The 15306-nt window shown below is 72.8% G+C and carries 16 protein-coding genes; 14 read left to right on the top strand and 2 right to left on the bottom strand.

Going from position 1 to position 15306, the window contains the following annotated elements; translation table 11 throughout:
* The first annotated feature begins 159 nt into the window (after positions 1-159).
* From AVP42_RS09325 to AVP42_RS09265, 13 genes are all read left to right on the top strand, one after another.
* Positions 160-1149, top strand: a complete 990-nt coding sequence (locus AVP42_RS09325; RefSeq protein ID WP_369798137.1) for a DMT family transporter — start codon at positions 160-162, stop codon at positions 1147-1149.
* A gap of 67 nt (positions 1150-1216) precedes the next feature.
* On the top strand, positions 1217-1576 hold the full coding sequence (locus AVP42_RS09320) for a GntR family transcriptional regulator (RefSeq protein WP_067948344.1): 360 nt from the start codon (positions 1217-1219) through the stop codon (positions 1574-1576).
* Positions 1573-2478, top strand: coding sequence for an ABC transporter ATP-binding protein (locus AVP42_RS09315; protein WP_067948342.1), 906 nt, complete (start codon positions 1573-1575; stop codon positions 2476-2478). Before AVP42_RS09320 ends, AVP42_RS09315 begins: the two co-directional genes overlap by 4 nt.
* Positions 2475-3248 (top strand): hypothetical protein, encoded by a 774-nt coding sequence (locus tag AVP42_RS09310; protein ID WP_067948340.1) that lies wholly within the window; start codon positions 2475-2477, stop codon positions 3246-3248. Before AVP42_RS09315 ends, AVP42_RS09310 begins: the two co-directional genes overlap by 4 nt.
* A 191-nt stretch (positions 3249-3439) precedes the next feature.
* A complete protein-coding gene (locus tag AVP42_RS09305; protein ID WP_067948338.1) occupies positions 3440-3649 on the top strand; it encodes a heavy-metal-associated domain-containing protein in 210 nt (69 codons plus the stop codon).
* Between the two features lie 137 nt (positions 3650-3786).
* Entirely contained in the window at positions 3787-4647 is an 861-nt protein-coding gene (locus AVP42_RS09300) for a hypothetical protein (protein ID WP_197466997.1), read from the top strand.
* A complete protein-coding gene (locus AVP42_RS09295) occupies positions 4644-6935 on the top strand; it encodes a cation-translocating P-type ATPase (RefSeq protein ID WP_067948334.1) in 2292 nt (763 codons plus the stop codon). The genes AVP42_RS09300 and AVP42_RS09295 overlap by 4 nt, the downstream gene beginning before the upstream one ends.
* A 19-nt stretch (positions 6936-6954) precedes the next feature.
* Positions 6955-7335, top strand: a complete 381-nt coding sequence (locus AVP42_RS09290) for a chorismate mutase (RefSeq protein ID WP_157356779.1) — start codon at positions 6955-6957, stop codon at positions 7333-7335.
* A complete protein-coding gene (locus tag AVP42_RS09285; RefSeq protein ID WP_067948332.1) occupies positions 7332-8300 on the top strand; it encodes an SDR family NAD(P)-dependent oxidoreductase in 969 nt (322 codons plus the stop codon). Before AVP42_RS09290 ends, AVP42_RS09285 begins: the two co-directional genes overlap by 4 nt.
* Complete coding sequence (locus AVP42_RS09280) at positions 8297-8515, top strand: hypothetical protein (RefSeq protein WP_067948331.1); 219 nt, start codon at positions 8297-8299, stop codon at positions 8513-8515. Before AVP42_RS09285 ends, AVP42_RS09280 begins: the two co-directional genes overlap by 4 nt.
* Positions 8512-8931, top strand: coding sequence for a pilus assembly protein CpaE (locus AVP42_RS09275; protein WP_067948329.1), 420 nt, complete (start codon positions 8512-8514; stop codon positions 8929-8931). Before AVP42_RS09280 ends, AVP42_RS09275 begins: the two co-directional genes overlap by 4 nt.
* Positions 8932-9159: 228 nt before the next feature.
* Positions 9160-9702 carry a hypothetical protein gene (locus AVP42_RS09270; protein ID WP_067948327.1) on the top strand — a complete coding sequence of 181 codons (543 nt, stop codon included), beginning with the start codon at positions 9160-9162 and terminating at the stop codon, positions 9700-9702.
* A gap of 19 nt (positions 9703-9721) precedes the next feature.
* Positions 9722-10516, top strand: coding sequence for an alpha/beta fold hydrolase (locus AVP42_RS09265; RefSeq protein WP_197466996.1), 795 nt, complete (start codon positions 9722-9724; stop codon positions 10514-10516).
* Between the two features lie 14 nt (positions 10517-10530).
* Here AVP42_RS09265 and AVP42_RS16880 read toward each other — a convergent pair whose 3' ends face one another.
* Complete coding sequence (locus tag AVP42_RS16880) at positions 10531-11517, bottom strand: NUDIX domain-containing protein (RefSeq protein ID WP_231878595.1); 987 nt, start codon at positions 11515-11517, stop codon at positions 10531-10533.
* Between the two features lie 236 nt (positions 11518-11753).
* Here AVP42_RS16880 and erm point away from each other — a divergent pair, with 236 nt between their 5' ends.
* Complete coding sequence (gene erm, locus AVP42_RS09250; RefSeq protein WP_067948325.1) at positions 11754-12578, top strand: 23S ribosomal RNA methyltransferase Erm; 825 nt, start codon at positions 11754-11756, stop codon at positions 12576-12578.
* 65 nt (positions 12579-12643) lie between these two features.
* On the opposite strand, the gene purL is transcribed toward erm, so the two are convergent.
* Positions 12644-14956, bottom strand: a complete 2313-nt coding sequence (gene purL, locus AVP42_RS09245; protein ID WP_067948477.1) for a phosphoribosylformylglycinamidine synthase subunit PurL — start codon at positions 14954-14956, stop codon at positions 12644-12646.
* Between the last annotated feature and the right edge of the window lie 350 nt (positions 14957-15306).

The following is a 15306-nucleotide window of genomic DNA, read 5'->3' as shown; positions in this document are numbered from 1 at the left end:
TGCGCTGCGCCCGGACGCGCCAGGGGCGGGCCGCGACCCGCCCGCGTCGGCGGTGGCGACGGTGGCGACGGCGATCGAGGCTGCCAACGTTCGGCGGGTTCCAGACATCGCGTCCGGATCCCCTCGTGGAGCGGCACGGGGCGGACGTACCGTGACCCAGTGAGCACGCCCACCCCGACTTCCACGTCCGTCCGTTCGCAGGCCGGCCCCGCGGCATCCGTCGACCGCCGACCCGGCGGCGGGGTGCGCACCTGGGTGCAGTTCCTCGCGGCGGGCCTCGTCTGGGGCGCGAGCTTCCTGTTCATCGCGGTCGCGCTCACGGGACTCTCGTTCACCCAGGTGGCCTGGGCGCGGATCGTGCTCGGCACGCTCACGCTCGGCGTCGTCGTGCTCGTCGCGCGTCCGCACGTGGCCGGCGGGCCGGTGCTGCCGCGCGAACCGGTCGTGTGGCTGCACTTCCTGGTCATCGGCGTCGCCGGGTGCGTCGTGCCGTTCCTGCTGTTCTCGTGGGCGCAGCAGACCGTGACCTCGAGCCTCGCGTCGATCCTCAACGCGACCACGCCGATCATGACCGCCCTCATCGCGACGCTCGCGTTCCGCGTCGAGCGGCTCGACGCGTCGCGGTGGCTCGGGGTGGTCGTCGGCATCGTCGGGGTGGTCGTCATCATCGGACCGTGGCAGGCGGCGTTCGGCGGCGACCTCGCGGGCCAGCTCGCCATCCTCGGCGCGACCGCCTGCTACGGCGTGATGTTCGGGTACACGCGCCGGTTCCTGAGCGGCCGGCCGATCGCGGCGACGACGTTCGCGTTCCTGCAGGTGGGCATGGCGGGTGCCGTCATGCTGCTCCTCACGCCCCTGCTCGCCCTGGGTCCGGTGCGGCTGGATGCCGCCGTGGTCGTGTGCCTCGCGGTGCTCGGCATCGCGGGCACGGGCCTGGCGTACGTGTGGAACATCGCCGTGATCCGCGACTGGGGCCCGACCAACGCCTCGACGGTCACGTACGTCACGCCGGTGGTCGGCGTGGTGCTCGGCGTGCTGATCCTCGGCGAGCCGCTCACCTGGAACGAGCCGGTGGGCGCACTCGTGGTGATGACCGGCATCCTCCTCGCGCAGGGGCGGGTGCGGATGCCGCGGCGCGCTCGCGCTTGACAGCGCCCGGTGTGCATGGTTGGTTAACTACTGAAGTAATTAACCAAGCAACCCGACCGGAGCGCGAATGGACGATTCACGGCCGATCTTCGTGCAGATCGCGGAGCAGATCGAGAACGACATCATCGACGGCGCGGTCGCGGAGGACGCCGCCATCCCGTCGATCAACGAGCTCGCCGCGTTCCACCGCATCAATCCGGCCACCGCGCTCAAGGGCGTGAACCGGCTCGTCGAGCAGGGCATCGTCGCCAAGCGGCGCGGCGTCGGCATGTTCGTCGTCCCCGGCGCACGCGCCCGGCTCATCGAACGACGGCGGGACGAGTTCGCCGCCGACTACCTCAGACCGCTCATCACCGAGGCCGCGAAGCTCGGCATCGGCATCGACGAGCTCGCGGGCATGCTCCGCGAGGAAAGGATCCTGTCATGACCACCACCGTCGCCCGAGCCCGCGGGCTCGTGAAGCGCTACGGGTCCTTCACCGCCATCGACGGCATCGACCTCACGCTCGAAGAGGGCCGCATCTACGGCCTGCTCGGCCGCAACGGCGCGGGCAAGACGACGATCATGCAGCTGCTCACGGGCCAGATCTTCCCGAACGGCGGCGAGCTCGAGGTGTTCGGCCGCGCGCCGGCCGAGCACGCCGAGGTCCTGCGCCGGCTGTGCTTCATCGCCGAGGCGCAGCGCTACCCCGAGGACTTCACCCCGGCGCACGTGCTGACGTCCGCTCCCTGGTTCTTCGAGCATTGGGATGCCGCGTTCGCCGAGCGGCTCGTCGCCGATTTCCGGCTCCCGCTCAAGCGGCGCATCAAGAAGCTCTCCCGCGGCCAGCTCTCGGCCGTCGGCGTGATCGTCGGCCTCGCGAGTCGTGCACCGCTGACGTTCTTCGACGAGCCCTACCTGGGACTCGACGCGGTGGCGCGGCAGATCTTCTACGACCGCCTGCTCGAGGACTACGCCGAGCACCCGCGCACCATCGTGCTCTCGACGCACCTGATCGACGAGGTCGCGAACCTGCTCGAGCACGTCATCCTCATCGACCGAGGGCGGATCCTGCTGGACAGCGACGCCGACGACGTGCGCGGTTCGGCGACGACGGTGGCGGGTCCGAGCACTGCGGTCGAGCGTTTCGTCGCCGATCGCCCGGTCATCGGGCGCGAGGCGATCGGCGGCCTCGCCTCGGCCACGATCGACGGTCGGCTCGACCGCGCTGACCGCCTGCGCGCGGCGGAGCTCGGCCTCGAGCTCGCGCCGGTGTCGCTCCAGCAGCTCATCGTCCACCTGACCGGCACGGAGCTCGCCGGCGCGCCCGAGAAGGAGGTCGCGGCATGACCGCCACCGCAACCGGCCCCGTGCGGGCCGCCACGACCGAGGGCGCGTCGCGCCTCCGACCGAACGAGATCTGGCGCATCGTGCGCCTGCACGCGGTCAACCCGTCGATCTTCTTCGGCGTGCCGGCGATGGTGCTCGGCGGCGCGTGGGCGATCACGATGGTCATCGCGCTGATCCTGCTGGGATCCGGGGTGCCGATGGAGAACACGGGCTTCCGGTACAGCTGGGCGGTGCTCTCGCCGCAGTGGTATCTCATCGTGGTGGGCGTCCAGGCCGTGTCGTACACGTTCCCGTTCGCACTCGGCTTCGGTGCCACGCGCCGCGACTACTGGCTCGGCACGGGCCTGATGTTCGTCCTCGCCTCGGTGCTGTACGCGCTCGCGATCGCGACGCTGCTGCTGATCGAGCGTGCGACCGGAGGCTGGGGCATCGGCGCGGGGATGTTCGATGCGCTCTGGTACGTGGGTGGCGACTGGGCGACCGCGTTCTACTCGACCTTCGCCCTGCAGTTGCTGGTGCTGTTCATCGGAGCCGGGGTGACCACCGTCTTCATGCGGTGGCGCATGAAGGGGATGCTCACGCTGGCCGCCGGCGCGATGGCCCTGATCCTCGGCGTCATCGCCCTGCTGACGTTCACCGAGTCGTGGGAGCCGCTCGGCGACTGGCTGGGTTCGATCGGCGTGGTGGGGGTCTTCTCGCTGCTGCTCCTGACGGCGCTGGCCTGGGCCGGTGCGGGGTTCCTCGTGATCCGACGCGCCACGCCCCGGTAGGGGAGTCCGCGGCGGCGACCACGGCGCGGCATCCGTTCGGGGGAGCGGATGCCGCGCCGTTCGCCGTGCCGACAGGCGGGCCGACATTGCCGGGTCACCGGTTGCGGAATACCCCGGAGGGGTATACGGTTCAGGAGTTGCATACCCCATCCGGGTACTATCGAACCCGGTCCGACCACGAGGAGAACGAGATGACGCAGCGCGAGTACCAGGTGACCGGCATGACGTGCGGCCACTGCGAGCTCTCGGTACGCGAAGAGGTCGAGCAGCTCACCGGCGTGACGGACATCCAGGTGTCCGCCGCATCCGGCACGCTCTCGATCACCGCGCCGTCCGACCTCGACGACGCCGGCGTGATCGCCGCGGTCGAGGAGGCCGGCTACTCCGCCGTGCGCGTCTGACGACGATGCACACGGCAGCCAGGCTGGGGCTGTTCGCGGCGGGCGCGGCGGCGGTCTTCACCGCCGCGTTCGTCGCCGCCCCTCTCGTCATCCCGGCCGATGCCTCGGCCGCATGGACCTCGAACGAGGATGACCACATGACCACCGCAGAACCGGGCCACGGCGACGAGCACACGGGCGCCGCGGCATCCGCCGACGACGTGCGCGGACTCGCCGTCTCGCACGCCGGCTACACCCTCACCGGCCTCCGCGCTCCGGCCTCACCGGGCGAGCAGGGCGAGCTCGCCTTCGGCATCACGGATGCCGCGGGCGCCCCGCTCACCGACTACGAGACCTCGCACGAGCGCGACCTGCATCTCATCGTGGTGCGCACCGACGGCGCGCTCTTCCGCCACGTGCACCCCGTCATCGACGATCGCGGCGAATGGAGCCTCCCGTTCGCCTTCGATGCGGCCGGCACCTACCGCGTCTTCGCCGACTTCGTTCCGGCCGGGCACGGCGAGACGGTGACCCTCACGACCACGGTCGAGGTCGCGGGCGGGTTCGCGCCCGAGCCGCGCACGAGCGACGCGACCGCCGCGACGGTCGACGGCATCACCGTCGAGGTCGAGGGCGAGCTGGTCGCCGGAGCCGAGCGCGAACTCGTCTTCACCGTCACCCGCGACGGCGAGCCCGTCACGACGCTCGAGCCGTACCTCGGCGCATACGGACACCTCGTCGCGCTCCGCCAGGGCGACCTGGCCTACCTGCACGTGCACCCCATGGGCGAACCGGGCGACGGCGTCACCCAGGCCGGTCCCGAGATCTCGTTCATGGCGACCGCACCGACGGCGGGCCGCTACCTGCTCTACCTCGACGTGCAGCTCGACGGTGCCGTGCACTCCGTCCCGTTGGTGCTCACCGCCGGTGCGGGGTCGACGGATGCCGCCGGCGGGGCCGCGCACGACGGCGCCCACGACGGCGCCCACGACGACGCCCACGGGGAGGCGGGCCGATGACCGACGTCACCGCATCCGGCGACCGCGTGATCGAGCTCGAGATCGGCGGCATGACCTGCGCCTCGTGCGCCATGCGCATCGAGAAGAAGCTGAACAAGCTCGACGGCGTCACCGCGACCGTCAACTACGCGACCGAGAAGGCCCGCGTGTCGGCTCCGGCCGGCGTGGGCGAGACCGAACTCATCGCCGCGGTCGAGGCCGCCGGCTACCGGGCCGTCCCGCCCGCGCCGCCCGCCCCCGCTCCGGGCGAAGCCGGTGGCGCGCCATCCGACGCCACCGCCGAGACGCGTGCGGACGTCGAGCTGCGCTCGCTCCGGACGCGCCTGATCGCCTCGGTCGTGCTCGCGGTGCCCGTGATCCTCATCTCGATGATCCCGGCGCTGCAGTTCACCTACTGGCAGTGGGCCACCCTCGCACTCGCCGCGCACGTCGTCACGTGGGCGGCCTGGCCGTTCCACCGGGCGGCGCTCGTGAACCTGCGCCACGGCGCGGCGACCATGGACACGCTCATCTCGCTCGGCGTGAGCGCGGCGTTCGCCTGGTCGCTGTACGCGCTGTTCCTCGGCACCGCCGGCGAGCCCGGCATGGTGCACCCCTTCGAGCTGACCGTCGCGCCGAGCGACGGCGCGTCGAACCTGTACCTCGAGGTCGCGGCGGGCGTCACGATGTTCGTCCTCCTCGGCCGCTACCTCGAGAAGCGGTCCAAGCGCGCCGCGGGCGCCGCCCTGCGCGCGCTCCTCGAGCTGGGGGCGAAAGATGTCGCGGTCCTCCGCGACGGGACCGAGGTCCGCATCCCGGTCGACGAGCTCGCGGTCGGCGACGAGTTCGTCGTGCGCCCGGGCGAGAAGATCGCGACCGACGGCACCGTCGTCTCCGGCCGGAGCGCGGTCGATGCCTCGCTCGTCACGGGCGAGTCGGTCCCGGTCGAGGTCGAGGTCGGCGATGCCGTCGTCGGCGCCACCGTCAACGCCGGCGGCCGGCTGGTCGTCCGCGCGACCCGCGTCGGCGCCGACACGCAGCTCGCGCAGATGGCGCGGCTCGTCGAGGGCGCGCAGGCCGGCAAGGCCGAGGTGCAGCGGCTCGCCGACCGCATCTCGGGCGTCTTCGTGCCCGTCGTGATCCTCATCGCCGCCGGAACCCTCGGCGCGTGGCTCGGAGGCGGATTCCCGCCGGCCGCCGCGTTCACCGCCGCGGTCGCCGTGCTCATCATCGCCTGCCCCTGCGCGCTGGGGCTCGCGACGCCCACCGCGCTGCTCGTCGGCACGGGCCGCGGAGCCCAGCTCGGCGTGCTCATCACGGGCCCCGAGGTGCTCGAGTCCACGCGCCGCGTCGACACGATCGTGCTCGACAAGACCGGCACGGTGACCAGCGGGCGGATGTCGCTCGCCGGGGTCCACCCCGCCGAGGGCGTCGACGAGGCCGAGCTGCTGCGCCTCGCGGGCGCGCTCGAGCACGCCTCCGAGCACCCCGTCGCGAAGGCGGTCGCCGACGGTGCGGCGGCGCGCGTCGGCGGCCTGCCCACGCCCGAGTCCTTCGAGAACCGACCGGGCCTCGGCGTGCACGGCGTGGTCGACGGGCACCTCGTCCTCGTCGGTCGACCCGCGCTGCTCGCCGAATGGTCGATCGAGCCCGATGCCCGCGTCGCGGCATCCGTGGCCGCCGCGGAGGCCGAGGGGCGCACCGCCGTCGTCGTCGCGTGGGACGGCGCCGTGCGCGGCGCGCTCACCGTCGCCGACGCGATCAAGCCCACGAGCGCCGACGCGGTCGCGAAGCTGCGCGGCCTCGGACTCGAGCCGATCCTGCTCACGGGCGACAACGAGACGGTGGCGCGACGCGTCGCCGCCGAGGTCGGCATCGAGCGGGTGATCGCCGAGGTGCTGCCTGCCGACAAGGTCGCCGTGGTCGCCCGCCTGCAGGACGAGGGGCGCACGGTCGCGATGGTCGGCGACGGCGTGAACGATGCCGCCGCGCTCGCGCAGGCCGACCTGGGGATCGCGATGGGCACGGGCAGCGACGTCGCCATCGAGGCGGCCGACCTCACGCTCGTCCGGGGCGACCTGCTGGCCGCCGTCGACGCCATCCGGCTCGCACGGCGGACGCTCCGCGTCATCAAGGGCAACCTGTTCTGGGCGTTCGCCTACAACGTCGCGGCCATCCCGCTCGCGGCGCTCGGCCTGCTGAACCCGATGCTCGCCGGGGCGGCGATGGCGTTCTCGAGCGTGTTCGTGGTCGCCAACAGCCTCCGGCTGCGGGCATTCCGGTCCAGCGCCGGAGGCGTCCGGCCCTGACACGCCGTAGGGTCGAAGCATGACCGCCGAGACCTCCGACCGCGCCGCCGACCCCGCACCCGCCGTGCCCGGGGTCGGCGGCGCCATCGACGAACGCGACGCGGCGATGAGCGAGCTGCTCGGCATCCGCTCGAGCATCGACAACATCGACGCGGCCCTCATCCACCTGCTCGCCGAGCGGTTCAAGTTCACCCAGCAGGTCGGTCGCCTGAAGGCCCGCCACGGACTCCCCCCGAGCGACCCCGACCGCGAGAAGCGCCAGATCGCACGGCTGCGGGCGCTCGCTGAAGATGCCCACCTCGACCCCGCGTTCGCCGAGAAGTGGTTCAACTTCGTCGTCGCCGAGGTCATCCAGCACCACGAGGAGCTCGCGGGCACCGGCGGGTCGGACGAACTGTGACCTGGTACCCGACGTCCGTCCCGTCGCAGGCGGGCCGTTCGGTGCTCGTCACCGGCGCGAACGCGGGCCTCGGGTTCTTCACGTCCGCCCGGCTCGCGAAGGCCGGGGCGCACGTGGTCCTCTCCGGACGCGACCCCGACCGGTTGGCCGCGGCCGTCGCGGCGATCCGCGGGCGCATCCCCGCGGCATCCGTCGAGACCCTCGTCATCGACGTCGCGTCGCTCGACTCGGTGCGTGCCGGCGTCGACCGGCTGCTCGACCGGGCGCCGCTCGACACCGTCGTGCTGAACGCGGGCATGGTGCACACGCCCGCCACCCGCCACGAGAGCGTCGACGGTCACGAGCTCGTGCTCGCCACGAACGTGCTCGGTCATTTCGCACTGCTCGCGGGCACGCTGCCGCACCTCGCGCCGGCCGCCCGCGTCATCACGATCGGATCGCTCTCCACGCGACTGTCGACGTTCCGCACCGACGACCTCCAGCTGCGCCGGTCGTACGACGCGTGGCGCGCGTACGCGCAGTCCAAGATCGCGGCGTCCGCGCTCGCGTTCGAGCTCGACCGGCGGCTGCGCCGTGCAGCGACGGATGCCGCGGAGTCGGTCGGCGCCGCATCCGTCACGCCGCGCGTGCACAGCCTCATCGCCCACCCCGGCTACTCCATCTCGGGTCGCACCCCGCGCGTGCCCGGCGTCAACGAGCCGACGCGCGTCGAGCGGTTCGCCGACGCGCTGCAGTCCCCGTTCGCGCAGGGCAAGCATCGCGGCGCCGACGTGATCGTGCACGCGGCCGCCGCTGACGACGTCGAGGGCGGGCAGTTCTGGGGGCCGCGGTACGAGGTGAAGGGCCCCCCGTCGCTCGGCACCCCCACCCGGACCACGCGCGACCCGGCCATCGGCGCCGCGGTGTGGTCGTTCGCGGAAGAGGCCGTCGGCGCAGCGTTCGACGTCGAGGCGGTCGGCCGATGATCCGGAACCTGGTCGGGCGCTGGTGGTCGTCGCCGCGCACGCGGCTCCGGATCGCGCGCGTGCTCGTCGTCGCGGGCATCGTGCTGGTGCTCGTCGCGTTCGCGACCACCCGCTGGGGGTTCGTCTTCGCGGGCATCCTCCTGATCGGCTTCGGCGCCGCGGCAGGCCCCGCACGCATCCGGCCGCGCGGCGGCCCGGCGGAGCCGCCGCGATGATCAGCCGCGAGCTCGCCCTCCAGCTGCGCGATGTCGGCCTGGTCTGGCATCCGGAGTCGGGCGACCGATTCCAGCTCGACCTGCCGAGCCACGTGGAGGCCGACGTCGAAGCCGACACGTTCACGGTCTCGGACATGACGATCGAGACTCACCGCTACCCGACCGGGACCATCCTCGGCTTCAACGGCACCACCGAGTGGGCGCTCGACTCCGTCGCGATCGCCGACGCGGTGTGGCTCCCGCGAGAGGACCAGCTGCGCGAGCTGCTCCGCGCCACGTTCCGCGGGCTGCGGCGCCTGCCCGACGCGTTCGAGGTGGAGATCGAGCTGGACGGCGCGACCCGCCGCTTCGAGCACCCCGACCCCGCCGAGGCCTACGGGCTCGCGCTCCTCGCCCTGATCGAACGCACCCGCTGACCCCGCTCGCGCGGCGGTTCGCCTCCTGCTCGGCGGTTCGCCTCGTGCTCGGCGGCGCCGAGTGTCCAACGGATGCGGGTACGAACCGGATGAGGCGGCATCCGTTGGACACTCGGCATCGGGGGCGGGCCGAGCGGATGTCGAGGCCGCGGGCCCGAGGGGTCGCAGCTTCACGACCTGATGGGGCGGTCCCCATCGCGCGTGCGATGCGTGCGTAGGCTCGTCGGCATGGACGCTGCGGATGCCTCGGCGGCCGTCGCGCGGGCGCGCGAGGCCGTCGACCGGGCCGTGCGCGAGCTCGCCGCGGCATCCGCCCGCACCGAGACGCTGGCCGAGTACGTGCCGGCGCGACGCGTGCTCGGCGTGCCGCGCGCCCCGCGCATGTCGCCCATCGGCCCCGTGTGGCGCCTCGGCGTGCTGCTGCTCGACGCCGACGGGCGGCTGTACGCCACCGGCCGGGTGATCCGCGCCGAGCGACCCGTGCGGAGGAGCGTCATCGCGGAGTCCGTCGCCGAGCACCGCGCCTACCGCGCCGCGGCGGTGAAGGGCGGCATCCCCGAGGGAGCGACCGTGGTCTTCGACGCCGCGCCGCTCGAACTCGACGAAGCGGCGCTCACGGCCGGATCGGGTCCGCTCGCGCTCATCGACGGACCCGAGGGCGCCGTGCTGGCCGTGCGGTGGAACCCCTCGACGGCCGGGGCGCTCATGCCGCTCGAGCCGTACCTCGCCGAGCGGGTCGAACTGCTCGTCGGCCCCACGCAGGGAGCCTGACCGAAGGGAGCGGATCGCGATGGGGAAGACCGCGATGGAACTGGGCACCGTTCCGCCGGGCCTGCCGTACATCCGGCTGGGGACCGGGCGTCCGCTGCTGTTCCTGCCGGGGATCACCGGCCACCATCGGCTGCCCGAGGGGATGGAGCTGACCTTCCAGACCCGGCCGCTCCGGCCGTTCGCCGCATCCCGTGAGGTGTGGTGGGTGAACCGGCGCGCCGGCCTGCCCGCCCGTGTGACGATGACGGAGATCGCCGAGGACTACGCCGACGTCATCCGCTCGCGACTCGGCGCGCCCGTCGACGTCTTCGGGATGTCGACCGGCGCGAGCGTCGCCCTCGCGCTCGCCGTGGAGCATCCGGAACTGGTACGGCGGCTCGTGGTGCAGGGGGCGTATCGGCTCGGGGACCACGGCCGCCGCATCCAGCAGGAGATGGCACGGGAGCTCAGAGCCGGACGGCCGCGACGGGCGGGCGCCATCGAATCGGAGGCGGTCGCGGCGGGGGCGGTCACCGGCGGGCTCATGCGGGCGATGGGCTGGCTCACCGGCCGGAGCATGTACGGCGGGGAACGGCCGGACCTGCTCGCCGTGATCGACGCCGAGGACGCGTTCGACGTGGGCGATCGCCTGCGTGAGATCACCGCTCCGACGCTCGTCATCGGCGGCGCGCGGGACCGCTTCTACGGCGCCGACCTCTTCCGCGAGACCGCCGAGCGGATCCCCGACGGACGGCTCGTGCTCTACCCCGACCACGGCCACATGGTGCTCGGACGGAGGTTCACGTCCGACGTCCTCGCCTTCCTCGACGCCTGACCTGGGGGGAGCGCTCAGAAGCCGAACGCTGTGACGGCGGGCAGGCCGCCGTCGCGCCAGCCCTCGAGGGCGTACCGCTCGTGGTGCACGAGCCGCTCGGGCAGGGCGTCGAGCGCGAACCACTCGAGCGCGCTCGCCTTGTCGGCCTCCTGCAGCGACGGGATGCCGCGCCATGAGCGGGTGACGAAGAACACGTCGAGCCGCTGGTCGACGGGCAACCCGGTCGCTGCCGTGCGGTGCATCGCCGTGACCGGCTCGAGGTCGCCCTCGTCGACCTCGACGCCGAGTTCTTCGAGGGTCTCCCGGACGGCGCCCGCGAGCACCGACTCGCCCGGATCGACGTGGCCGGCGGCGGAGGCCGCCCACCAGCCGTCGTAGTACCCGGTGCCCTCGCGCTGCTGCAGCAGCACCCGGTCGCCGTCGACGAGGAAGACGTACGCGGCTGGGATGAGCGCGAACGACCCGTGCGCGGCGGCGTACTCGGCGGGGTAGGACTGCGGCTCGTCGACCGGATCGGGCTCCGGCGCGTGCGCCGCCGCCCTCGGTTCGAGGTGGGCCGCGAGGTTCACGAGGGACGACGTGAGCCCTTCGGCGTGGTCGCGAGCTCGGACCCCGTCGGGCACGTCGCGCGCCGCGAACTCGACGAGGGTGCCCTCGGGCGTGGTGCGGAGGCTCCACGTCATCCGCATCGTGCCGCCGAACGCCGGGTCGTCGGACTCGAAGTCGACGAGCTGCTCGATCAGTTCGCCGGGCACGACGCGCGCGATCCGCACCTCGGCGACGTCGGACGCGGCGTCGCTCTTGCCGGGCGCGCCGGCCGCGTCGACATAGGTGAGCACGAGGCGGTACGACCCGCCGTCGCGCAGGTCGAACCGCTCGAACCGCCCCCGCATGCCCTTCGGCGGCAGCCAGGTGAGGAGCGCGTCGGGATCCACGAGGGCGGCGAACACAGCCTCGCGATCGGCGTGGATCAACAGGCTCGCGAGGTCCGTCCGACTCATGCCGCGACCCTACCGGGTGCCGCCGAACAGCGGTTCTGCTACTCTCGACGACCGTGTCATGCATGGCCTTCCAGATGATCATCCGGCCCCGCACCGCCTGAGGCGGAGCGACCGGACCACCTGACCGCTCCTCCGCCTCGGCCCGAATCCAGGGCCGCGGTGCGGATTCGCCGTACCCGGCTGACGATCACCAGCCAGCGGAGCACTCCATGCGACCATCACGACCCCACCGACCGATGCCCGACCGGTCCCCGCACCCGAAGCGGGCATCGCCTGCGCGCCCAACCTCGTCGCCGGCGGGCGGCCGGCACGAGCTCGGGCAGAACTTCCTCCTCGACCGCGCCGTCATCGAGCGGATGACCTCGCTCGCCGCGGCCACGCGCGGTCCCATCGTCGAACTCGGCGCGGGCGGCGGCGCGCTCACCCGCGAACTCGCGCGTCTCGGCCGCCCGCTCACCGCGGTCGAGCTCGACCCGCACCGTGCCGCGGCGCTGCGCCGCGAACTGGGCGGCGCCGCGGACGTCGTGCACGCCGACGTGCTGCGCTGGCCGCTGCCGCGCGAGCCGCACGTCATCGTCGGCAACGTGCCCTTCCACCTCACCACGGCGATCCTGCGGCGCGTGCTCGACGCGGACTGGTGGGGCAGCGCCGTCCTGCTCACCCAGTGGGAGGTCGCCCGCCGTCGTTGCGGCGTCGGCGGAGCGAGCATGCTCACCGTGCAATCGGCGCCGTGGTACCGCTTCACGCTCGACCGCCGGGTTCCTGCGCGTGCGTTCCGACCGGTGCCGTCGGTCGACGGCGGCGTGTTCCGCATCGACCGGCGGCCCGAGCCGCTCGTCCCAACGCGCGAGCGACGGGCGTACCGCGCGTGGGTGGGCGACGTCTTCCAGGGACCCGGGCGGGGACTCGTCCAGGTGCTGGGCCGCACCGGCCGTCCCATCGCGCACGGCCTTGCGCGCCGGATGCTCCGCGAACGCGGCATCGATCCGAGCACGCCGCCGAACCGGCTCACGACCGAGGACTGGGTCGAACTGTGGCGGTTGGCGCGGGACCGGCCGTGAACGACCACGCCGGCCGTGGCCCTCTCGCGAGGACGCCGCGGCCGGCGTGATCCGGTCGTGGGGGTCTAGTAGCCGACGACCGGACCGAAGGCGTCCGCCAGCGGCGCCCGGTTGACCGTGCGGAGCTCGTCGACCGAGACCGTGAACGCGTCCTGCACCTCGAGCGAGCCCGACGCGGCATCCGTCACGCCGATGCGACGCACGGGCACGCCCCGACCCTCGCACAGGCCGCGGAAGCGCACGTCGTCCTCACGCGGCACGGTCACGATGACGCGCGACGCCGACTCCGAGAACAGCGCCGTCGCCAGGTCGATGCCGGCATCCTCGACGACCTCGTTGAGGACCACCCGGGCGCCGACGCCGAACCGCGAGACGGCCTCGGCCAGCGCGACCGCGAGGCCCCCGTCGGACAGGTCGTGCGCCGAATCGATGAGGCCCTCGAGTGCGGCCGCCGCGAGCAGGTCGCCCAGCTGCTTCTCGCGACCCAGGTCGACCATGGGCGGAACGCCGCCGAGGTGGTCGTGCACGACGCCCGCCCACGCGGAGCCGTCGAGCTCGGCGTACGTCTCGCCGAGCAGGTAGATGTTGTGGCCGTCGTCCTGCCAACCCGACGGGACGCGGCGCGCGACGTCGTCGATCACGCCGAGCACCGCGACGACCGGCGTCGGGTGGATCGGCACGTCGCCGGTCTGGTTGTAGAAGCTGACGTTGCCGCCCGTGACCGGGATGCCCAGCTCGAGGCATCCGTCGGCGAGACCCTCGACGGCCTGCGCGAACTGCCACATGACCTCGGGGTTCTCGGGGGAGCCGAAGTTGAGGCAGTCGGAGATGCCCATCGGCGTCGCACCCGTCACTGCGACGTTGCGGTACGCCTCCGCGAGCGCGAGCTGCGCGCCGCGGCGCGGGTCGAGCTGGCAGTAGCGGCCGTTCGCGTCGGTCGCCACGGCCACGCCGAGCCCCGACTCCTCGTCGACGCGGATCATGCCCGCGTCATCCGGCGCCGCGAGCGCGGTGTTGCCGAGGACGTAGTGGTCGTACTGCTTGGTGATCCACGCGGCATCCGCCTGGTTCGGCGAGCCGACGAGCTGCAGGAACTGCGCCCGGAGCTCGTCGCCGGTCTGCGGGCGGGGCAGGTCGGCGGCGGAGTCGGCCTGGAGGGCGTCGAGGTACGACGGGTACCGCATGGGCCGCTCGTAGACGGGCCCGTCGACCGCGACGGTGCGCGGGTCGACGTTCACGATCTCCTCGCCACGCCAGGTGATCGAGAGGCGACCGGAGTCGGTGACCTCGCCGAGCACGCTCGTCTCGACGTCCCACTTCTTCACGACCTCCATGAAGCCGTCGAGCTTCTCGGGACGCACGATGGCCATCATGCGCTCCTGGCTCTCGGACATGAGGATCTCCTCGGGCGTGAGCGAGGGGTCGCGCAGCAGCACGTCGTCGAGCACGATCGACATGCCGCCGTCGCCGTTCGCCGCGAGCTCGCTCGTCGCGCACGAGATGCCGGCGGCGCCGAGGTCCTGGATGCCCTCGACGAGGTCGCCGGCGAACAGTTCGAGGCAGCACTCGATGAGCACCTTCTCGGCGAACGGGTCGCCGACCTGCACCGCGGGGCGCTTCGTCGGGCCGCCCTCGGCGAAGGTGTCGGATGCGAGGATCGACGTGCCGCCGATGCCGTCGCCGCCCGTGCGCGCACCGAACAGCACGACCTTGTTGCCCACGCCCTTCGCATTCGCGAGGTGCAGGTCCTCGTGCCGGAGCACGCCCACGGCGAGCGCGTTCACGAGCGGGTTCTTCTGGTAGACCGGGTCGAACCACGTCTCGCCGCCGATGTTCGGCAGGCCGAGGCAGTTGCCGTAGAAGCTGATGCCCGCGACGACGCCGTGCACGACGCGCGCGGTGTCGGGGTCGTCGATGGCGCCGAACCGCAGCGCGTCCATGACCGCGACGGGGCGCGCGCCCATCGAGATGATGTCGCGGACGATGCCGCCGACGCCGGTCGCGGCGCCCTGGAACGGCTCGATGAACGACGGGTGGTTGTGCGACTCGATCTTGAACGTCACCGCCCAGCCCTCGCCGATGTCGAGCACGCCCGCGTTCTCGCCGATGCCCACCATGAGGTGCTGCTTCATCTCGGGCGTGACCTTCTTGCCGAACTGGCGCAGGTGCACCTTGCTCGACTTGTACGACGCGTGCTCGCTCCACATCACCGAGTACATGGCGAGCTCGGCGCTCGTGGGGCGCCGGCCGAGGATGTTGCGGATGCGCTCGTACTCGTCGGGCTTCACGCCGAGCGCCGCGTACGGCTGTTCCTTCTCGGGCGTCGCGATGGCGACCTCGACGGTGTCGAGCTGCGCGGTGCGGGGCGCCTCGATGATCTCGGCGTCGGCCGCGCCGGGGGCGTCCGGCTGCGGGTACTGGCTGGCAGGCGTGGACGAGGTCTCGATGGTCACGGGTGGCGAGCTCCAGAGGGTGGCGGCGAGCGGATGCCGCGGGGCGGATGCCGGACCCCGCCAGTCTACCGGCCGTGCTCACCTGAGCAGTCGCGAGGTGCTGCCTCCCCTTCTCAGGAGTTCTGCGGCGTGTCGCGTGTCGCAGCGGCGTGTCGTCCTGAGAAACGCCCGGTTCCGGGCCCGGGCTCCTGAAAACGGGATCGGAGCGGCGGATGGCGCGGGCGCGGGCGCGGGGCGCCGCCGTGGGGCGCGGCCGTGGGGCGCGGGCGCGGGGC

Origin of the sequence: Agromyces sp. NDB4Y10, assembly GCF_001620055.1 — a bacterium.
Classification (GTDB): Bacteria; Actinomycetota; Actinomycetes; order Actinomycetales; family Microbacteriaceae; genus Agromyces; species Agromyces indicus.
The sequence above is the reverse complement of the archived record's forward strand: the minus strand, read 5'-3'. Positions and strand labels throughout refer to the sequence as shown.